Source organism: Paenibacillus sp. ov031 (assembly GCF_900143165.1).
Taxonomy (GTDB): Bacteria; Bacillota; Bacilli; order Paenibacillales; family Paenibacillaceae; genus Paenibacillus; species Paenibacillus marchantiae.
Window position 1 is genome coordinate 124,858 of record NZ_FRDO01000006.1, and the last position, 21,195, is coordinate 146,052.

The following is a 21,195-nucleotide window of genomic DNA, read 5'->3' on the forward strand; positions in this document are numbered from 1 at the left end:
ATCGATCCGATTCTGAGATAAGATGTAAAAAACTTTGGCTGCAATCCAGATATCTATGGAGAAAACAACCAAAGTTTTTGAACGTTTATAATCGCCTCACACACGTTATTATCCACGTTTCATTAATCCCCAAACCACATATATGAACAACGCTACCAATAGAAATGCAGGTACGAAGATAGGTTGTGCCAGGTTGCCAACGGACATTGACGTGACCTGTGAACCAACCAAACTGACCGCGCCAACCCCAACAAACAAAGCGAGATTCCACAAGGCAAAAGGGAGTAATCTTTCTACATTTCTTCGGTACCGGGTAATCATCGTGATCATCACCAGTGTGAAGAGAACGAGGAACAGCGATTCAGTGATAGACGTCCCTTTTCCCAGCTGACTCATTGACTCGATCGCTTGGTCGCTTATGGAACCACCGGAAGTCCACTGTTGTGATTGAGCTATCCGATCCGATTCCAAGGAAACATAAATGCCATAAAATAAAATCATTAGTACGAGATACATAAGCATCGCTACGTTTATACGACGTTTATCTGGTTCTTTGTTTAAAATAACGTTCATAGATTCACCTCTTAACCTGAATAGTGGGTTATCTCATGAAAATAACATTGAACCGATCTGACACCAAAAATGGATATCTTTGTATTATAATCCATTTGGTTCCGGATCGAAACCATGCACGAAGGAGGAGTGCTATGAAAAAGAAAATGTTTTTTTTGCTACTAGTTATAGTACTCGTTACTTCAGCGGTAATTATGATATGGTTTTCTGGGTTAGAACCTCCCGCATATCAGGTGGAAAATGATAACGATACCAACTCTTCAGGCTTGTATAACAAGGCATCTTCATTACCCAATATCATTGAAATCATGAATGAAGAAGCAACCCTACAATTACCTCTTAACGACGTCCCAGAGTATAGGCGCTACCTGATGAACGAACCGGACTTCCAAACTGAAATAGATCGTACACATGTGGAAGTATTGGAGGTGCCTTCTTCGGAAACATATTCGATGCTAAAGTATGGATGTGGAACCAAAGCCTGCTCTACCCTTTTGGTGAAAATTGATGGTAGAGAGACCCATAGCTTGCCGATGCCTGAGGGCATTTTACAAGATTATAAACTTTCCTCTGACTATCAGCAGGTGTTAATTCGATATGCTTATGATGAAGGCGGTCTGGTTAAGAGACAAATCCTTGTTGCCGTGGATCTCAAAAAATTAGAAATCATCCCATATACATCAACTGATTTGGAAGAAGCATTCATGTTGAAACCAACCTGGCCCATCATCTCTTATGAATGGATAGACAATAACCATTTCACGATTGAAACAGCAGCATTAGAAACAAGTGAATATAACGTACTTAAAGACTGGTTTGATTCTAATGATCGTGAAACGAGGAAGGTAACCATTCGGTTAAATTCATTGGATTAATTTTAGCTATTTAGTGAGAGGGGCATGGATTTGAAAAAAGAAATAGCTTCATTGATATTGTTGAGTGCAGTTCTTTTTGGAGGATGCCAATCAGATTCGTTAGTTTCTATACAGCAGGAACGGGTTGTGTCTCCCACCAAGCAGGTAACAACGAAACCGGAACAAGAAACAAATTCAAAATTGAAATTAATCGGATCTTCTGAGGATGAACAAGTAAAACTTTATGCAATTATAGAAACGGAAGATGCAATTGAAAGAGTAACTCTAGATATAAATGGGCGCACAAAAGATTTTGATTGGAGCATTTCTCATCATTCGGGAACGAAGCCGCAGTTATTTTATACTGATCTTACCGGTGATGGTAAGGAAGAGGCTGTAATAATCATTCAGACTGGTCGAGGGACAGACTTGGATAACTATGAAATTCATGTCGTTAACTCCGATAATTTATCTGAAATTAAAGTACAGCGTTATGAGGATATTGTTGCTGAGCATATTGAATCGCGTGTTTCTAAAAATGGTGATGGCACATTAGCGATTACAGTGATTTCACAAGGGCAAGTAGGTAACTTCAATTATGATTTTGATCCAGCACCAGACTACCATCAAGATGAGCTTGCTTTCGGCGGTGTGGTTATTTATACATTGGATAATCACAAAATAAAATTAAGTCTTCCAGGCTCTATTGGCATATCTCCTACATATGTGTGTGACTTCAATATCACGTATACCTTCGATAAAGCCGACAATGAATTTGTTGTTGATCAGATTAAATTTAAACCTATTAAATAAGATAAAATGTCTTCAAAAAACGCTTACAAACTTTCAATTCTACCCTACCTTTTACGAAACGAAGCTGAGATAATGGGATAGTAAACGGGCATGAGTCGTTTCCCGTATTGTTTATCATCTACGTCAAAAAAATAAATGCTGCATATCCATAGGAGGATTATCAATGAATACTCAACCACTGGAACTGATCCAATCCACTTCAGGCCAAGTGCTGCTTGCCCAAATGTATGGTCAGCAACAACTAGAAGAACAGACAGCACGTTACACAAAGCTCAATGAATCATTCGAACAGTATTTTGGCGTACAAGAGGGCAGCAAATTGTTCAGCGCGGCTGGACGTAGCGAAATTGGTGGCAACCACACGGATCATAATCATGGCAAGGTGCTCGCGGGAAGTATTACGCTGGATACGATAGCGGTGGCTGCGCCAACTACGGATTCGGTAATTACCTTTTATTCAGAAGGCTATGAACAGAAATATGTAATCGATCTCACAGATTTGGCACCGAAGGCTGAGGACGACGGCACTACGGCGTTGATCCGTGGTATGGCTGCGGGATTTGGGCAGTTCGGATACAAAGTGGGCGGCTTCCAGGCGTACATCTCCAGTAACGTGTTCTCAGCGTCCGGGCTGAGCTCGTCGGCATCGTTCGAGATGCTGATTTGTACGATTCTGAATCATTTCTACAATGATGGATCACTGGATGTGGTGGTTATGTCCAAGATTGGTCAGTATGCGGAGAACAACTATTGGAATAAACCATCCGGTCTGTTGGATCAGATGGCTTGTGCCTACGGTGGGCTGATTGCGATTGATTTTGAGAACCCGGCCGAGCCTGTGATCGAGCCTGTACAATGGGATTTCCAACAAAATGGTTACTCCTTGGTTATTGTAAACACAGGTGGGAATCACGCGGATTTGACAGAAGACTACGCTGCAGTTCCTTATGAGATGAGAGCGGTTGCTAAAGCGCTGGGCAGCGAATATGTCCGGGAAATTACGGCCGAGGCGATCTACGCCAATCTCAAACATGTACGTGAAGTAGCAGGGGATCGTGCGGTACTGCGTGCACTTCATTTCTTGGAGGAAAACAATCGGGTGGACGGTCAGGTGCAGGCCTTGCGGGAAGGGCGTTTTGCTGATTTCCTGAGTTTGATTACGGCATCCGGGAACTCTTCCTGGAAGTGGCTCCAGAATGTATATCAGAGTGGTTCGGTGAAGGAACAGGAGATTGGTATCGCACTGGCGTTAACTGAAAATTATCTGCAAAAGCTGGGGGATGGCGCTTGCCGTATACACGGCGGTGGATTTGCAGGGGTCATTCTGACGATTCTTCCCAACGAAAAGGTTGAGGAGTATATGTCCTGGATGCACGGCATGTTGGATACGCCAATTATTGTGGTTAATGTGCGTGCGCATGGTGCGGTATGTTTGAACACATTAATCGAAAACGTGGGTTAATCTTGTCGTTGTAACACACTGCGTTGTATAACCTGTACAAATAGTATTAAACGTTACATTATAGCGGTTCTCCAACTTGACACTGGTCATGGAAGAGGATCGCTTTTTGCTGTCTACATTAGGAGAGATAGCTCGCTCCGGACTTTTTTTGAGGGAACGGTCCGTTATTAAAAACTTCAGATCAGGAGTTGGTGAAGATGATTGTGGAACGTAAGCAATCTTAAGTTCAGTTCTCTATATAATTCCAAACTTTGGACGCGTTTCCGTTGTTAATTAGGTAAAGGAGGGGATGCAGAATGACGACAACCGCAATGGCTGAGCAGGAAGATGCACGATTGTATGACGAGTTGCGACGTACACTGGAAGAAGTGGAAGAAGGAAAGCAGCGGCAGAAAATGTTGAAGCGTATGATCAGGCAACTCAAGTTTGCCAAATGGCGGAAAGAAAGATTTCACTGGTTTGATCAATACTTCCTGAATGTAAGGCCAGTAACACTTGGGATCATGTTAGCCACTGGGGCGCTTATGCCAGTAATGTTGTTCAGCATTTTTATATGGGTATCCTTGTGGGTGGAATGAACAATGGAAGATTAGGGTAAATACCTTTGAATGATTAGCATGTTAAAGTGAGGGCAGTGGGTATGGAGGAATTATGTGTACATTCACTGCCTAATAACTTCATTAGGCCAAAGATGCACTATAATGATTCTACTTCTTTTGGTATAAGTTCACATATATAGGGGGTGAATAATATTTTTAAAAAGCTTAAATGTTTATCTATGATATCTATACTTCTATTACTTATCCTTCGAGGTTGACTTCATAGGTATCATAATCCACCATAGCGAATACTTCTTGATCTTTGTTGCCTTTCACATATCCCGTCAATGATACCGTTTGAGATAAGTCAGCCGGAATGAATTTATGATTTGTGAATTCTACATCAATTCCATAGTTTTCTTTAAAGTAAGTGAGACTTGCTTCTTCGGCTTTTTGAAGGATGTCTTTTTGTTCACTTGACATACATCCGCTTAATACGATGAAAGCAAAAATGAACCATATAAACAAGAACGCTAATGTAAGATATTTTCTATTAGGAATATTCACTTCATTACTCCTTGCCGTACCAATGAAATGTGATGTATTATTTCTTGTCCGTTCCTTCAGGGAGAGAAAGCGTTTCTACCTTCAGAGGATCGTATTTTACAAGTACAAATACTTTTTGGTCATCGTCTCCCTTGACATGGCCATGTATTCCTACAGATTTATCGAGATCAACTGGTGAAAACTTATGATCAGTAAAATCAACCTCCAACCCATAATTATCCAATATGTATTTATGGGCAAACTGCTCTGCATCAGCAAGAATTTCTTTCTCTTGAGTAGACATACACCCTCCTAGAATAGTAAAAATTAGTCCCAAGGTTAAAAAGAAAAGTAATCTTTTTTTCAAATCATTAGCACCTCGGCTTTCATATGATGGTATAAATATACTATAGACACTTAATTTAAACCAGATTACATATAAGAATAAAAATGCATTGAATTAGGAGGTTGGTTATGCAGGATTACATCAGTGATGAACTATATCATAAAATATCGACAATTGCTTACCAAAATGACATTTCTGTGGGTACCGTTATCTCGGAAGATGCTAAATATAAAGATTGGAAAGCAGTTGAACCAGAAGGAGCCACGCTGCATAAAAAATATTCGGGCTTCGATTCAATTATCTTTCGAAATGAAGAAACAAATCAAGTTATCATCGGTTATAGAGGTACTGAACCTGAAGGTATTATTGGAAAAGCAGCTGATATTGAGACAGATGCCTTCGATGTCGTAGGTGGCAGAACCAGAAGGCTTGAAGATGCGATAACCGATCCAGAACGTCATAATATATTTAAAAATAGTCCCTTCAAGCTTATGAAGGATAACATGGATTGGGAAAATAATCAGTTTCACCAAGCTGAGGAATTGTATGAGGCGGTGAAGGAGGCGTACCCTGATTCAGACATTTCATTGACGGGTCATTCCCTGGGTGGCGGTTTAGCTCAATATGTAGCTGCTCGTCAGGATGTGTCTGGGATGACGTATAGTGCTCCTAGTGTAACGAATCTCCTGGATGATGTCAGTTTGTCCAAGGTGAATGAGGGTCAGTTTGATAACAAAATGGTTAACGTGGTTCATCCCAATGATTCTGTAGGGGCTGGGGGAATAAGTGAATATGACAGGCACGTAGGAAGTACCGTGTATAAGGGTCAGGACTTTGACACCGCTAATGCGATGTATCAGAATTGGAAATTTCAGTTTCAGTTAAAGGTTCCTTTTCAGCCTCTGGGTGCAGGCTCGCCCATGTTAGTTCATGACGTAAGAATAGGTGTGGATCTGGACAAGCTTCATGTTGGTGATATTATAAGATTTTTTGATTCATTCTCGAAGGACGAAGGCAAAGGGTATCATTCCATGGATCAATATGAGTTTGATGAGAATGGAAATCTAAAAGGACCACTAATAGACCGGAACACTGGTGAAACCATTGATATTTCTCCTAGGTGGACGGCCCATCAGGAGGCATTAGCCACCTTCTCCAATTTGATGGCAGGTATTGTTCCTCCGTTGATCGCAGCAGCTACAGGAATTGTTAGTGGTAAAGGCGGGGGCAAGATTCAATTAACACCGGAAGAGTTAGCGCAGGCTGCTAGGGAGATGAGGCTAAGTTTAAGTGGCTTCTCGAATGATGCCCAGGCTTCGATTCAGATGTTTCAGACACATATATCTACCAGCGAAAGTCAGTCCTTTACACCCATCGCCTATAACGCAACAGCAACGTTACAAGCAATCAATCGTTGGTATCAGGAATCCATCAGCGAAATTGCTGAATATATTGAACGTAAAAGAGAAGATTTTGTAATCGCAGACCAAAACTAATGCATTTCTACATAGAAGGACTAACAGGAGGAAATGAGAAATGGGCAGAATATCCGTATCCTTGTCTGATTTAAGAAGGGCTGTTCAGCAATGTGAGCAGTTGCAGCAACGGCTCATGCAGCAGGAACAGAAAATGCGCTCCATTCATGGCCGATTGAAGCAAGACTGGATCGGTACATCTGCAACAGAGCTGACACATAAGATGCAGTCATTTATGGATGGGGCATCTGCAAAGCTGAATGAACTCGAAGCTCATAAAGAAGAACTGATGCGATATATTCGTAAAATGGAGGAAGCGGACAGAGAAGATCGCAGGGATCGCAGCAGGGTACAGTAATACCTCTTTACAAGAAAATAGTTAGATAGGAATGAACCTTCCCACCTAACTATTATGGTTTGTTTTTTTATACAGTGGAGCAATGCTATCCGAGTAGCCGATACAGATTAATGTGTGGCAGACTTAGCCTTGTTTAAAGTCTGAATTTTCTCTAGCATGTACTGGCGGTAATCGCGAAAACTGCCAATGTGGTGCAAGGAATCGGAATTTTCAGACTGAATCTTAATTTTGCCGTCCTGAGGCAGTTTTTTCATCTCAGCAACCACTTCTTTCGAGCCTTGAATATCTCCAGCCATCTCCTGAATTCGTTGTAATAACGTTGGATGGCCCTCATGTTGCAGCATTTCAGCGAGAGGTCTCATTTCCTCCAGCTTCTGGGTGGATCGTTCAAGGGTGGTCATTACTTTGTCTTCATCCATGCTCGCATTTAGCGAAACCATGCGATGAATATGATCCTTTTCCATCCGTTCCAGCGCTTCCAGATGGGAAGCCTCCAGTCGTTTGGGATCGCTCCAGCTCTCGGTTTGAACAGTATCCTTCTGCTGTGAAGCATGGTTCATATTGGCATTGCCACAGCCCCATAACAGAGTCGAGCAAGTTAACACCGTTCCAACGGCGATGATGCTTTTTAACCTCATGTTGTCACTCCTTATATAATTTCCTTATGGTAGTATGAGCCGTAAATTGGTAATTATGCATGCAAACCAATGGATCAGAAGGTCCAACTTTTTAGCATAGGTATTGTTTATAGAGTAAAAGGGTTGTTTGTTACAAAGGGGGAAGCTTATGAGACTGTACACTAACAACATCTGGAAATGGAGCACGACGCTGTTGTATCCACTGCTAATATTCTTAGTTTGGAGCTGGATGGTTCCACTTCAAATGTGGTATCTGTTAACCATTTCCATTGTGTTCTGTTTTCTGTGGAGTGATGTAAAGGATTTATTCATCTCTACCGGACTGACCTGGTTTGTTGCCATCCCGTGCTGGTGGTACTTCATTGAGCTTCCCAAACCATCGTTTGGCGCAGAGAATTTTGCCGCTCATCTGGTGATGATCGTGCCGCTTTTTATATTTGTGGTGCTACTGCCACAGACCCTGATTTTGACCACACGTATGCGAATAATGGAGTACTATAGGCAGAATGGAAAATAGTCTGATAGACGGTCGTTGTCGTTGCCTGGTGAAGATTACGATAAATTAGAATCACTAATGACCTCTTAACCTGAATGGTTGGAGGTCTTTTTATTAATCAGCAAGGAATAAACTATTTATATTTCCATATCCATCCTGTAAAATCTTCTGATAAGGTTATTCACGTTGGGCGATTACGTTTAGGCAATCAGGAGGGCATATGAGCAAGAGGAAGAATGAGAAGTTATACAATTATTTATTATTATTTTTGATTTTGTATGGAGTTACTTTGTTCATTTGGCCTATGGCTCTTTTTGGACTTGGTATGTCCTTATCGGCACCGTATCCACACACATATGATACTTCCCGTGATCTAATGGGTAAAATTCTTTTCACATATCCTTTGGGTGTATTATTCGCGATTTTTTATTGTGGGATTAGTTACGAGAACGGGCGATATAAAGCCCCTTACTGGGTCGTTCATGTTCCATTACTTTGGCCTGTTTCATGGATCGTAGTCGAATATTTAGGATTAAAATTTAGCTTTTAAAGAAAAGAGGAATGCATATGACACGTAATCGAAAACGGGGAGCATATGTGTTATTTATTATAGTACTTGTAGGTTTTCTCCTCTTGATCCGATCATGCAAGACAGAAGAGTTCGCCCCCCTACTAACCAGAAATAACATTCAACCTGAACAGGTGATGGTGGTAGCACCCGTCGATTCAAGAACTCACTTGGTTTTATATCAGGACACCCAAACTGAGGGTATTGCTTCTGCCTTGATCCAGGATAGGAAGTGGTCTTCAGAGGTTGCAAAATCAGGAAGTGTCCTTGATGACAATAAAGATGGGCCAATATCTTATCGTCTGACGGGATATCAGTATTCTAATGATAACACGTGCTATATTGTATACGGATATATCCACAATCCAGACATAACCAGATTACTTATCCGCCATGAGCCGAATTCTTCGGTTGAGGAAGTGGAGGCAGGTATCCTTGATCCCTCTAATCAAGGGAGATTATGGTTTGCCGTAATTCATCAGCCAATAACGGAAATGCAGATGGACATCCGAGGGCTCGATAATGCTGGCAATATGATTTACTCATCCCTGGACAACGAAGATTAGATGATCTGACGAATGTTATGAAACGTTTCAACCCCTACACAAAGTAATCGCAGCATCAAACCAAACAATCCCCTATCCGTTTCATACGGCAGGGGATTTGTTATGGCTACACTTTCCTACGGAATTTACCCGTATATGGAATCGTAATATGAATGTCCAGCTTCTGAATGGAATCTTCCGTCAGGATCATCTTTGTACCGTTGTTGGACAGCTTGCGCCATAGGCTTGGATTTTTGCGATAAACCTTCTCCTGAAGTCCATAGACATCGACCCCACGTTTCAGACCTTCGCGATACGTTTGCAAAATTTGCTCCCGCAATGTCTTCTCGCTGAATTGGACCATCTCGTCATAGGAAACAGGGGTGATATATTCATACAAGGCGGTCAGGTACTTGGCATCGATGTTGAAATAAACCTCATTCCCACGAATGACAGGCACAATTTTGACGTTGGGCAAACCAACGCTGAGCGCGCCATAGATGGTTCCTTCGTTTTCAATAATCAATGGCGCACGCCGCATATCCTTAAGTAACCAATGAAATCCAGGAATTGTGCTATGGGGCAAATATTCAAATTTATCCCCGGTTCTTTCAAAAAAAGCACCGTCAATCATAAACAGTTCATAATTTTTTTTGTTCTGAGACCAGTGCTCCTTGTTCAAGGTGATGCAAGGCAGATAAGTTGTCGTGGACGCATCATTATGGGTGGCAATGAGTTTGAAACTAAGCACTGGAGGAAACAGCGATTCTTCCAGGAATGAGGGAAGAGGGTTATGCAGAATACTGTCCAGCGGCGACATATTGTATATGGACGTGGCGCTCAGAATATTTTCCAATGGATCGCGAGTGCCGTATACCCAAGTTGTATAACGTGATTCAGGGAAACGTCCAAGCATGTCGAACACTTCCGTAATATGCTTGCTTGTCAGGACATTTTCGGCCATGACAATGGCCGTCACATGGCCCCAAGCGATATGGAGCTGGGAACTTCGGAACAGTTCGTTTACCGCCAGATTCAATGTTCTCCCCGATGCATGTCCAACCCATACGGGTGGAGCTTCCGCAGTTTTGGTTGAATTTTCGCTCTTGGCTACACTGGCAAAGTCCATGCTTTGAACATACATGTGATACATCCCGTCCTTGTAATCGATCCCGATCGCTTTGGCATAGTCCACCTGTTGGATCTCATAGGCACTCCAGCACCCGCTGGTCACAAAACAAAGAGAGAGACTTAGCAGTCCTAGCAACCATCGTTGTACAAGCCGCTTCATCGCTCATTCCCTTCTTTGCGCGGCTCCTGCGTTTCCAAATAGACAGGTCTGCGTTTCATCCATCCTTTCGGAAGTTTGAACAACGAGGCCAGCGCCTGTTTGAAATTAAGCGGACTGAGCGGGGTCAGATAAGGAATACCAAACGATTTCAGATCGGTCAGATAGATCAGGAACAGGATAATGGACAGAATGAACCCATAGATGCCAAGGGATGCCCCCAGTACAAAACAGAAAAAACGCAGAATCAGAACAGAACTGGTCATGACCTGATTCACAATCGTTGCGCCGGCCACTACGGTTACGGCAATGACGACAATCATGAGCGGGGAAACCATGCCTGCACGGATGGCGGAATCCCCAATAATCAATCCGCCAACAACGGTCAGCGTCTGACCAATAGCGCTGGGAAGCCTCACCCCTGCTTCCCGGAATAGCTCCATCAGAAGCATAATGAGAAACATTTCCACACCAGACTCCATAGGTAAACCCATGCGCCCAACCGAAATCGTGGCTACGAGCGGAAAGGGTAGCTGGTCCATGTGAAAAGAAGTCAGCGCAATATAGAAACCAGGCAAGAACACGGTTATTAATAGCCCGATAAAACGCAGCATACGCCCCACATTCACCGGAAGAAACGGGAAGCTGGCATCCTCAGGGGATTTGAGAAGCAGAAACAAATTGACGGGTCCGATGATGACGCTGGGATTGCCATCCACGATAATGACGAAACGTCCGTTCAGAAGACATTCCGCCGCAAAATCAGGTCTGCCCGTGTAGTGGGTTACCGGAAACAATGTGACTTTGGAAGGGGACAATAATTCCTCTAGTTCATTGGCGGTCATAATGCGTTCGATATCGATTTTGCGCAGCCTATTCTTCACATCATCAATCAGCTCAGGATTGGCAATGTCCTTAATATACATCAGGGCGACTTTGGTCACGGAGCGAGAACCAATTAATTCAATATTACAGGCTAATTCGGCCGTACGCAGGCGTGTACGAATTAACGCAATATTGACTGATAGTCGTTCGATAAAGCCATCTCGTGCCCCGCGGATCGATACTTCCGTAGTGGATTCATCCGGCGACCGTGTAGGAATGTTGGATATATCTATGCTCCACATCTTCTGGATGGAAGGAATGCAGATGAGCATGTGTCCCTCAAACACCCGTAAGGACATGAGTTCCTTTCCCAACGGATTGTTCTGTATGTCTATACTTGTCCATTGCAGGGTAATGGACTTCTCGATATCCGATGCACGAACAAAGTGAGTACTCTCGTACGTTCGCGTCAATTCGGGAAGAATAATATCATATATGGATTTGCTGTCGACCATACCGCTGCAATACACGATGACAATCTGCTGCGGAGACTCCCCAATCATATGGCTGCTGATGATCACATCGTCTGAACCTGTAAAAAACGTCGTCAGATTATGCTCATTGATTCGGAATGGTTCAGCCAGATGGGGGTTTTTCTTTGGTGAGGTTGTGAGCGGCATGGGCGGGAGCCTCCTTGTCTTTTTTGTGTATGAATGCGGCGAGGGTTAACAGGATTGTTACCGTGGATACATAGGTCAGCATCACGGGGAATTGAATATGGTTTACATAATAGTCAACGTAATCAATTCTCCACCACTGTACAGCTATGCCACACATGATGAAGGTGACAATTAGAACGGCAACGTACCTTTTCTTGGGTCTGCGAAAATCGAGCAGATCGACGATAAGATAGATGGAGATCGCCATTCTGGCAAATGAACCGCTTAGCCATTGATAGATGGACAAGAAGTCCACGTGCTGGAGCAATTTTCCTATATTCACCAGCTTCCATTGCTCATAGGGGCTATTTCGCTGTTTTGCTGCTTCCTCCGGACCGAACTCAACGATGGCTCCCAGCGTTGGACCAATCGCCATACTGAGCATGAATAACCCGAGCAGCAGAAGATGCCACCAGCGAATTTTACTTTTGATATCGTGTTGGAACAGCATCAATATCCAGATTTCCATCAGTCCGGCAAGCGAATAGATCATGCCCCTTAAGACGGGACCGGAACCATATTCCATGATGGGAAACAACTGACCATAGTCCTTGTATTTCATGTTGGCTGACATCACGAAATATCCAAGCAGGATCACGAATGGAAGTAGCAGACTTGAAGTCATGGCAATGGAACGGATACCTTTGGCAGCCGCCCAGGCAGCAACCAGAGCACCCACGCCTGCGAGCACATAGGGTGGGGTGAATTGCAGATAGGTGGATACCGTCCAGTTCGTTGTTTCATATAAGGTATGTGAGCCAAGTGCAAGCAGCATGAGTGAGGCAGTAATACGGAATATCCATGAAGGAATTGCGCCAAATTCCCGCGTGATCCAGTCAGTTAAGCGCTGTCCGCGTACCCGCCGGATAATAACGAACATCATACATAGAAATAACAAAAAGAAGGGAGCAGCAGCGACTACGGATAGCCAGCCGTCTCTGCCTGCATAATCCAGAATCGCTGGAATGGACAGAACATGGCACACGAGGCCTGCACTTAACAAAATGATGGAAAAGGACAGCCATATCGTGATTTCTCCCTTTTCACGGCTCATGGGGATCCTCCTTTCCGTTCAAGGAAGTTTCCGTTAGGTTGTACAGGAAATGGATTTTCGATTCCTATTTTATTTTTTTGAACAATAGAAGACGAAACAAGATAGACGCAAGAGACAGAAAGCATTAACATACAGATATAGCAAGTTTAGAAGACAGGCTCCAAACGAAGTATAGAGAAATAGGAGGAAACCTACGATGACAAATACAACGAAGGCACCTGGAGAGACGAAAGTTGGCTTTATCGGTACAGGCGTAATGGGCAAAAGCATGGCAGGGCACATCCAGCAGGCAGGCTATCCGCTCTATGTCTATACGCGCACGGCCGCCAAAGCGGAAGCGTTGGTGAAGGAAGGTGCCGTATGGCATGACACACCAGGTAAACTGGCAGCCGAGTGTGATGTCATCATCACGATGGTGGGGTATCCGAAGGATGTCGAGGAGATTTATCTTGGTGAGGATGGTCTCGTGGCAAACGCCAAACCGGGCTCGTACCTGATTGATATGACCACGTCCAGTCCATTGCTGGCTGCTCGGATCTATGAAGCCGCGGAAGCGAAAGGACTGCATGCATTGGATGCACCGGTTTCCGGTGGGGATATCGGAGCAAGGGATGCCAAACTTTCCATTATGGTAGGTGGTAGTACGGAGGCCTTTGAAGCGGTTCGTCCGTTGTTCGAGCAAATGGGCACCAATATTGTGCTGCAAGGCAAGGCGGGGGCAGGACAGCATACCAAAATGTGCAACCAGATCGCCATTGCTTCAGGCATGATGGGTGTTTGCGAGGCACTCGCTTATGCCAAGACATCCGGTCTGGACGCGGAGAATGTGCTCAAGAGCATCGCTACCGGTGCAGCCGGAAGCTGGTCGCTTAGCAATCTCGGTCCGCGCATGATCGCAGGCGATTATGAGCCTGGATTCTATGTGAAACATTTTATCAAAGACATGGGTATCGCTCTCGAATCTGCCAAAGCCATGGGCATGAAGACGCCAGGGCTGGCGCTGGCTGAATCCTTGTATCAGGAAATATCCAGCAACGGTCTGGATGAGAAGGGTACACAGGTGCTTTACACATATTATTTACAGGCTTAATCCTCACAACCATGACAACAGCGTGTTCTTTTTCTTCAATAGAAAGGAATACGCTGTTTTTATAAAAATTCTCCTTCCCGTATGCGTCTAAAGTCACAGTATTGGTTAAATATTGGTAGATACTTTAGTTGAACAATGGATTTTTGGTCCTCTTCCCTTTATTTTTGCCCCTCTTTATCCGACATAAGTAATAGAAGTATACATAATGGATGTGCGAAACCCACACTACATAGAACGGAGCTTGCCCATGTTCAAAAAAATCCTGTCTCTGTTCAAGTCACAGCCAGAGCTCGCGAACCAGATCACAGCTTCCGCTTCATCTTTACCGTCAACGGCTCCCATTCCCACGCGTATGGTACGCAGTAGACGCAAAAAAACGAAATCAGATGGAGATTGGACCCGTCAGCCAGAGGAACCAAGCACTGCCCAGCAGCTGCATGCTCTTCCGGGTGAATACAAAGTGCTGAACGACTTGCTTGTTGCCAATACCAAGTCCCGCTCGGGTTACTCATCGATTGATCATGTCGTCATCGGTCCGCGGGGTATCTTCGTGATTGAGACACGAAACCTGACGACGGGTGAGATTCGTGGTGGTCGAAGAGAGGCCAACTGGACAGTCAGCAGCAGCCGAATCAAGATGTACAACCCATTGATGCAGCACCGAGGGCATGTGGAGGCCATTCAGGCACACCTCGGCGATTATAAAAGGGTTCGTCTCGTCTCCATGGTGACCTTCACCAATCGCTGCCGGATCAGTGTTGATCCCGCTGTGAGATATGTCAATTCGGATGAACTGATTATCTATGATCATGAATTGGTGGAGACCATTCTGCGCAAAACGGAAAGGCTTGAGACCGAAGTCCCCGAAACGTTGTATAAAGAACAGGATATTCAGGCGATCTACAACATGCTGTCCGCAGTCAATTCCACGGATCCCCAGATTCGGGCTGATCATATGGAGAAGGCGAAAGGCATTAAATAAGAGGAATCTGAATCTGTGGCAACATCCATGCGCGATGAATTGAAACGAATAATGCAACATAGCCAGTCAGACTTATCAACACGGTTGTCCTTCATGGATGACCGTGTTTTTTTGTTCTCTCCGTAAGTGAGAATAGGACAGGCAGAAATGTAGCATGAGCATGAGCATGCAGGCACATTGTCTTATACACCCAGTATTTAACTTATGATAAAATAAAGACCAGATTTCATAGTGATCTATCTATGTTATCCGAAAGGATATTTATGGAGTGAACTGTTCATGGATTGAAGTAGAGGTGGATGTAATACAGGTACATACAGAAGATAAGGGGAAGATTATACGATATGAGATGGAATCATAGAATCAAAATGTTTACGGCCATTTTCAGCTTGGTTGCCGTTCTGACCGCATGTGGCGGTGGGGCGAAGGAAGCAACAACGAAGGAGCCATTCCAGGATGCTGGTACAGTAGCAACAGCGACCAATAGCTCGGACACATCGACGGCTGACTCGTCGGCTGCAGATACGAATGCAGAAGACTCTGCGGACACCTCCTCAACTTCCGATACAACAGGGGCTTCATCTGAAGAAGGCAAGATCGGAGTGGACTCTACACTGGAGGAATTGAAGCAGAAGTATGCGGACAAGCTTGGCTATATCCGTGTGCCGCTTAATGATCATCCGGTACGCAGGGTAAGTGAAGAAGGCTCCAAAAATATTAATATCGCCAACTACAGTGATGCGGTAGTGAATATGAACACAGGTATTCCAATCCATTCCGATTCACAGCGTTTGATCGATGATGCCTTTCCTTTTTTCACAACCGTTCAGGCACCGGAAGTGTCCTATGTGTCATGGGAAGAAGCAACCAATCTGGAGCGTGCCATGGTGAAGACGTTGTTTATCTCTCGTCAGGCGCTGTTACTCACGGAGGATGCCATGAAGAACAAGGATTACACCAGTCAGTCCTTTAAGGACTCGATGGTATTTTTCAAGAATGCAGCGGAGTTTGACTCCATGGCACCTGTCGCGCAGCATACGTATGACATCACTTTAACGAAACTTTACGATAAAGCCCGCGAGTCGTGGGCCAAACTGGCTGCAATAGATCCGGAACAGGACGAAGCTGCATTTGCCGAGAAGTATACGGAAGCCAGAACAGAAGCGAATAACGTGATGGGGCTGCTGAACATTTTGCTGTCCACCAATGAAGAAGAACGTTTGGAACAGACGTATGGCAAATAAATGTGATCTGTCGTTGTAAGAGTAAGTTTGCTGTAACTGGAACATTTCAATCGAAAACAAAATCATCGCACCTGGGCAGTCTGCCCAGTTTTTTTTGTTGCAGATGCATGTTCTCTCACCGCCTATTTCAGGTTAATAATCAGAAGGAAAGAAGATATTAGCGATTTGAAGGTTCAAAATGCGATATAATAAGCGTATTGGATACGTGAAATTTTACATAGAGTTATGGAATGAGACTAACGGAGCTGGCTGCGTGAACATACCAAATCGTCACGAAGATTAAACGCTCTGGGCCGGAGGAATGGTTATGATCAAGTTGTTGTACTACTTGAAGAAGTATCGAGTCGCCGCCATCGCAGCACTGGTCATGATGCTGATTGAATTGACGGTCGAATTGGCTCAACCCTATTTGATCTCGAAAATCATTGATAACGGTATCCAGCAAGGAGATCTGTCAGTGGTTTGGCTATGGGGTGGGGTGCTTGTGGGCAGTGCTGTCGTGGCGTTTGTCGCGGGTATTGCGAGTTCTTTTTTTGCGTCACATGCGAGTCTCGGCTTCGGTTACGATCTGCGGGAGAAGCTGTATGATAAAGTGCAAGCGTTCTCTTATTCGGTGTTTAACCGTTTTGCTACATCATCCCTGATTACCCGATTGACCGGGGACGTCACACAGGTGCAGGATACGGTGTTTATGAGTCTGCGATTCATGACACGTGTGCCGCTAGTGGTGATTGGGAGCATGATTATGGCGGTTGTGGTGAATCCGAAGCTGGGTCTGCTTCTCGTTGTGATGGTGCCTGTACTGCTCGTGTTTGTCATCTGGATGATCAAAAAGGCAGCGCTGCTGTTCCGCAATGTGCAGCGCAGACTGGATGCCGTCAACGGAGTCATCCAGGAAAATCTGACAGGCATTCGGCTGATCCGTGTCTTCGTCCGGATGGGCCACGAGATTGAACGCTTTGCCGGTTATAGCGGCAAGCTGATGAAGGGCACGATCTCCGCGCTGCGCTTGACGGAGACGACGATGCCATTCATGCTGCTCATGATGAATGGTTGTATCATCGCCGTGCTATGGTTTGGACGACGTGACATTACTACCGGGAGTGCAACCGTGGGTGAAGTCGTCGCAGTTATTAACTATCTGCTTCGCACCATTGGCGCCATGTCTGCACTGTCCTGGATTCTGGTGACCTTCTCCAGAGCGAGTGCTTCGGCACAGCGGCTTAACGAAGTTTTTGACACGGAGGAAGTCTCGGAATCAGCTCAAACATTGAATACAGATCGTTCTGCACAAGCTGGGAAAGGGAATCCTGTTATCCAGGGTGCAGTTGATTTTCAGGGTGTAGGATTCAGCTATCCGGGCAGTGAAATTACCGTGCTGGAGGATATTACATTCTCAGCCAAACGAGGCGAGCGTATCGCCATCATGGGAGCAACAGGCTCGGGTAAATCCTCACTGGTACAGCTCATTCCAAGGCTCTATTCCGAAGATCAAGGCGAGGTTCGTATAGATGGTAATGATGCAGAACGGTTGGACATAGCCACATTGCGCGGAGCTATCGGTTATGTGCCGCAGGAAGTGGTCCTCTTTACCGGATCGGTACGGGATAACATCGCCTGGGGACGGGAGGACGCAACGCTCGAAGAGATTAAGGAAGCAGCGCGGCGTGCCCAGATACACGAGACCATTGAGAACCTGCCGAATGGCTATGATACACAGCTAGGTCAGCGGGGAGTCAATCTGTCAGGTGGACAGAAGCAGCGGCTCTCGATTGCTCGTGCATTGATTCGTCGTCCAAGCATCTTGATTCTGGATGACAGTACAAGTGCTCTTGATGTCGCCACGGAAGCAAGGCTGCTGGGTGCACTGGAAGATTTATCGTGTACAACGTTTATCATTACGCAGAAGATCAGTTCAACCACCTCTGCCGATCTGATTCTGTTGTTGGATGACGGGCGTCTGATTGGACAGGGGAAACATGAGGATCTGATGGATTCATCTGAATTGTATCGCCGAATCTATGAATCACAATACGGGGAGGGTACACCACATGTTCAAAGCATTCATTGAACCTTTCCGTCAGCCCCCACCGCCGATTGATCCCGAGACGCTGAAGGCAGGTGGAGGTCGTAAGCCGAAGGTACGGGCGAAGAACTGGTCCGGTACGTTAGGCCGGATCTGGGCGTATCTGGCCCGTCGCAAGGTCAAGCTGACGATGGTGCTGTTGATGGTATTTGCCAGTTCCGCGCTCGCTTTGCTTGGACCTTATATGGTCGGTGTAGCTGTGGATAAATTCATTGATGGAGAAGCAACGAGTTCCAGCTGGACGACATTTTTATTGGGCCTGTTGGCAGTCTATGTTCTCTTCTCCTTGTCGTCATGGCTTCAAAATATCTGGATGATTGAAATTGCACAGGAGACCGTATTCCGCATGCGGTATGATCTGTTCTCCCATCTGCACAAATTGCCGATTCCATTCTTCGGCAAGCGTCAGCAGGGGGAGATCATGAGCCGGGTTACCAACGACATTGAGAATGTCAGCGGTACACTGAACAGCTCGGCCATCCAGATTTTCTCCAGTGTGTTAACACTGATCGGAACGTTTGGCGTAATGCTCTGGTTAAGTCCGCTGCTGACCTTGCTTACATTTATCGTGGTACCACTGATGGCTATTGGCATGCGCTGGATTACGCGTAGAACCGGGCCGTTGTTCAAACAACGTCAGCGTAATCTCGGCGAACTCAATGGGTACATTGAGGAAACATTGTCTGGACAGAAGATTATCAAGGCGTTTTCTCAGGAGGAGCGGGTCATTCGCGGTTTTGAGGAACGAAATACGAAAATCCGGTTGTCCGGTTTCTGGGCGCAGACCATCTCCGGTTTTATTCCAAAGCTGATGAATGGCCTGAACAACCTGAGCTTTGCGATTGTCGCAGGCATCGGCGGGATCTTGGCGATTCAAGGTTCCATTACAGTCGGCGTGATTATCATCTTCGTAGAATATGCCCGTCAGTTTACCCGTCCGCTCAACGATCTGGCCAACCAGTGGAATACGTTGCTGTCTGCGATTGCCGGGGCAGAGCGCGTGTTCGAGGTATTGGATGAGGATGAGGAAGCGAAGGATGAAGGCGCAGCAGTATCCCTTGAAAAGGTGGAGGGAGCCGTTCGCTTCGACAAGGTATCCTTTGGATACGATGAAGGACGCAATATTTTGCATGAAATTAACTTTGAAGCAAAGCCGGGCGAGATGATTGCTCTTGTAGGTCCGACCGGGGCAGGGAAAACAACATTGATTCAGCTGTTATCCCGCTTCTATGATCCTACATCCGGTACACTAACGGTGGATGGACGTGACATCACGACCATTCGGCGTGAGAATTTGCGCTCGCACATGGCATTTGTCCTTCAGGATTCATTCCTGTTCCAGGGCACGATTCGTGAAAATATCCGTTTCGGCCGCTTGGATGCGACCGATGAAGAGGTGGAAGCTGCTTCGAGGCTGGCGAATGCCCATTCGTTCATCATACGGATGAAGGACGGATACGACAAAGTGCTTCAGGCCGACGGAAGTGGCATCAGTCAGGGACAGAAGCAGCTGCTTGCGATTGCCCGGGCAATTCTGGCCGATCCGTCCATCCTTGTATTGGACGAGGCGACCAGCAGTATCGATACCGTCACGGAGATTAAAATCCAGGAAGGGCTGCAGCGCCTGATGCAAGGCCGCACCAGCTTTGTTATCGCTCACAGGCTGAACACGATCCGCCAAGCCGATCGCATTCTTGTCCTGAAGGATGGTCAGCTACTGGAGCAGGGTTCGCATGATGCATTGCTGGAACAAGGCGGCTTCTACAGCGAACTGTATTACAGTCAGCTGCGGAACAAGGCACAGTAGTAAAAAAGAGGAATTACCTGAATCTTAAGCAGCCATAGCTGCATCAAGTAATCACAATAAAAAAAAGAAATGCTCTTAATTGACGACTTGTTCCCAGATCTCTATCGGGGAAAGGTCGTCGTTTTTTGAGAGCATTTCTCTTTGTATAACATGGTCCATAATTTGGTTTAGTGTTCTTTCCAGATTCTGAGGCTTCTCCTCAGGAATGTGAGATGTAATGTATCTATAAATTTTTTTGAAAAAAATCAATAATTCAACAGGTGTTGTATCGCAATATATAGAATAACAAGATTATAAAAAAAGGTATTAAAACGGGAAATTATAATATCTCAATGAATTAAGGGGCTGATAAAACTATGGTTAATAGTAAAGTGAAGAAGATAAGTCTGTTTGGTGCAATTTCTGTTACGTTAACCATGATTTTTGTTTGTTCGTATCAAGTTTATCAAAATGTTGAAACGGTACATAATTATTTTTCTCCTAAAACGACTTCAATTCTCGCTCTTAATGTAGAAAATGATGAATGGAACAGTGTTAAATTTAATGGGAATGACTCTGTTAAATTTGATACTGTATTCTGGGATAAAACAATCATTAATGATGCAAACAGTGCGGGTAAAATACGGATGAGAGTTAAAGATGAAAAGGGTAATATTGTAATAGCTGAGTTCGAAGTGTTTCCAGGAACAAGTACAAGCTTAAAGGATTTAAATAAGGATCAGCAGTACTACTTCGAGGTAAAAGCTGAAAATGGTCAATTTATCATTAATTTAATATAAGAAGAGGGACTCGGAAAAAAATCTGAGTCTCTCTTCTTTAGCATAATTAGAAAAGGTTTCAAATTATATACCTTCCTGGTCCCAAAAATTCAGAGTTTCAACGTTATG

Annotated in this window: 21 protein-coding genes; 14 read left to right on the forward strand and 7 right to left on the reverse strand. The window is 44.8% G+C overall.

The window, feature by feature from the left end:
• Positions 1-108 precede the first annotated feature (108 nt).
• Entirely contained in the window at positions 109-573 is a 465-nt protein-coding gene (locus BUA17_RS22715) for a hypothetical protein (RefSeq protein WP_072735102.1), read from the reverse strand.
• Positions 574-707: 134 nt separating this feature from the next.
• On the opposite strand from BUA17_RS22715, the gene BUA17_RS22720 reads away from it, so the two are divergent.
• The 4 genes from BUA17_RS22720 to BUA17_RS22735 all read left to right on the forward strand — a co-directional run bounded on the left by BUA17_RS22720 (position 708) and on the right by BUA17_RS22735 (position 4,280).
• A complete protein-coding gene (locus BUA17_RS22720; RefSeq protein WP_072735103.1) occupies positions 708-1,448 on the forward strand; it encodes a hypothetical protein in 741 nt (246 codons plus the stop codon).
• 30 nt (positions 1,449-1,478) lie between these two features.
• Entirely contained in the window at positions 1,479-2,240 is a 762-nt protein-coding gene (locus tag BUA17_RS22725) for a hypothetical protein (RefSeq protein WP_072735217.1), read from the forward strand.
• 163 nt (positions 2,241-2,403) lie between these two features.
• A complete protein-coding gene (locus BUA17_RS22730; RefSeq protein ID WP_072735104.1) occupies positions 2,404-3,702 on the forward strand; it encodes a galactokinase in 1,299 nt (432 codons plus the stop codon).
• A gap of 296 nt (positions 3,703-3,998) precedes the next feature.
• A complete protein-coding gene (locus tag BUA17_RS22735; RefSeq protein ID WP_072735105.1) occupies positions 3,999-4,280 on the forward strand; it encodes a hypothetical protein in 282 nt (93 codons plus the stop codon).
• 222 nt (positions 4,281-4,502) lie between these two features.
• Here BUA17_RS22735 and BUA17_RS22740 read toward each other — a convergent pair whose 3' ends face one another.
• Together BUA17_RS22740 and BUA17_RS22745 are read right to left on the reverse strand one after the other, a co-directional pair.
• Positions 4,503-4,808 carry a hypothetical protein gene (locus tag BUA17_RS22740; protein ID WP_083584826.1) on the reverse strand — a complete coding sequence of 102 codons (306 nt, stop codon included), beginning with the start codon at positions 4,806-4,808 and terminating at the stop codon, positions 4,503-4,505.
• A 37-nt stretch (positions 4,809-4,845) separates the two neighbouring features.
• On the reverse strand, positions 4,846-5,091 hold the full coding sequence (locus BUA17_RS22745) for a hypothetical protein (protein WP_072735106.1): 246 nt from the start codon (positions 5,089-5,091) through the stop codon (positions 4,846-4,848).
• A gap of 170 nt (positions 5,092-5,261) precedes the next feature.
• Between BUA17_RS22745 and BUA17_RS22750 the strand changes: the two genes are divergently transcribed.
• Together BUA17_RS22750 and BUA17_RS22755 are read left to right on the forward strand one after the other, a co-directional pair.
• A complete protein-coding gene (locus BUA17_RS22750; protein WP_072735107.1) occupies positions 5,262-6,629 on the forward strand; it encodes a Tle-like phospholipase domain-containing protein in 1,368 nt (455 codons plus the stop codon).
• 40 nt (positions 6,630-6,669) lie between these two features.
• A complete protein-coding gene (locus BUA17_RS22755) occupies positions 6,670-6,966 on the forward strand; it encodes a WXG100 family type VII secretion target (RefSeq protein ID WP_063565971.1) in 297 nt (98 codons plus the stop codon).
• A 107-nt stretch (positions 6,967-7,073) separates the two neighbouring features.
• On the opposite strand, the gene BUA17_RS22760 is transcribed toward BUA17_RS22755, so the two are convergent.
• The gene (locus BUA17_RS22760; protein WP_072735108.1) at positions 7,074-7,604 is read right to left on the reverse strand and encodes a hypothetical protein; all 531 of its coding nucleotides are present in this window, start codon (positions 7,602-7,604) and stop codon (positions 7,074-7,076) included.
• A gap of 148 nt (positions 7,605-7,752) precedes the next feature.
• On the opposite strand from BUA17_RS22760, the gene BUA17_RS22765 reads away from it, so the two are divergent.
• Positions 7,753-8,121 (forward strand): hypothetical protein, encoded by a 369-nt coding sequence (locus tag BUA17_RS22765; protein ID WP_072735109.1) that lies wholly within the window; start codon positions 7,753-7,755, stop codon positions 8,119-8,121.
• A 546-nt stretch (positions 8,122-8,667) separates the two neighbouring features.
• Positions 8,668-9,234: a hypothetical protein gene (locus BUA17_RS22775; protein WP_072735110.1), complete on the forward strand. Its 567-nt coding sequence runs from the start codon at positions 8,668-8,670 to the stop codon at positions 9,232-9,234.
• A gap of 106 nt (positions 9,235-9,340) precedes the next feature.
• Here the strand turns inward: BUA17_RS22775 and BUA17_RS22780 are convergent, their stop codons facing one another.
• The 3 genes from BUA17_RS22780 to BUA17_RS22790 are packed head-to-tail and all read right to left on the reverse strand — an operon-like array spanning position 9,341 to position 13,099.
• The gene (locus BUA17_RS22780) at positions 9,341-10,504 is read right to left on the reverse strand and encodes a Ger(x)C family spore germination protein (RefSeq protein ID WP_072735111.1); all 1,164 of its coding nucleotides are present in this window, start codon (positions 10,502-10,504) and stop codon (positions 9,341-9,343) included.
• Positions 10,501-12,006, reverse strand: coding sequence for a spore germination protein (locus tag BUA17_RS22785; RefSeq protein WP_072735112.1), 1,506 nt, complete (start codon positions 12,004-12,006; stop codon positions 10,501-10,503). The genes BUA17_RS22780 and BUA17_RS22785 overlap by 4 nt, the downstream gene beginning before the upstream one ends.
• A complete protein-coding gene (locus BUA17_RS22790; protein WP_072735113.1) occupies positions 11,963-13,099 on the reverse strand; it encodes an endospore germination permease in 1,137 nt (378 codons plus the stop codon). Before BUA17_RS22790 ends, BUA17_RS22785 begins: the two co-directional genes overlap by 44 nt.
• Positions 13,100-13,295: 196 nt before the next feature.
• Here BUA17_RS22790 and BUA17_RS22795 point away from each other — a divergent pair, with 196 nt between their 5' ends.
• From BUA17_RS22795 to BUA17_RS22820, 6 genes are all read left to right on the forward strand, one after another.
• Positions 13,296-14,189, forward strand: a complete 894-nt coding sequence (locus tag BUA17_RS22795) for an NAD(P)-dependent oxidoreductase (protein WP_072735114.1) — start codon at positions 13,296-13,298, stop codon at positions 14,187-14,189.
• A 247-nt stretch (positions 14,190-14,436) separates the two neighbouring features.
• Entirely contained in the window at positions 14,437-15,171 is a 735-nt protein-coding gene (locus BUA17_RS22800) for a nuclease-related domain-containing protein (protein ID WP_063565963.1), read from the forward strand.
• Positions 15,172-15,515: 344 nt separating this feature from the next.
• Positions 15,516-16,415, forward strand: a complete 900-nt coding sequence (locus BUA17_RS22805) for a hypothetical protein (protein ID WP_072735115.1) — start codon at positions 15,516-15,518, stop codon at positions 16,413-16,415.
• A gap of 307 nt (positions 16,416-16,722) precedes the next feature.
• Positions 16,723-18,486, forward strand: coding sequence for an ABC transporter ATP-binding protein (locus BUA17_RS22810; RefSeq protein WP_072735116.1), 1,764 nt, complete (start codon positions 16,723-16,725; stop codon positions 18,484-18,486).
• Positions 18,467-20,308 (forward strand): ABC transporter ATP-binding protein, encoded by a 1,842-nt coding sequence (locus BUA17_RS22815; protein ID WP_072735117.1) that lies wholly within the window; start codon positions 18,467-18,469, stop codon positions 20,306-20,308. Before BUA17_RS22810 ends, BUA17_RS22815 begins: the two co-directional genes overlap by 20 nt.
• 356 nt (positions 20,309-20,664) lie before the next feature.
• The gene (locus BUA17_RS22820) at positions 20,665-21,087 is read left to right on the forward strand and encodes a fibronectin type III domain-containing protein (RefSeq protein ID WP_072735118.1); all 423 of its coding nucleotides are present in this window, start codon (positions 20,665-20,667) and stop codon (positions 21,085-21,087) included.
• The last annotated feature ends 108 nt before the right edge of the window (positions 21,088-21,195 follow it).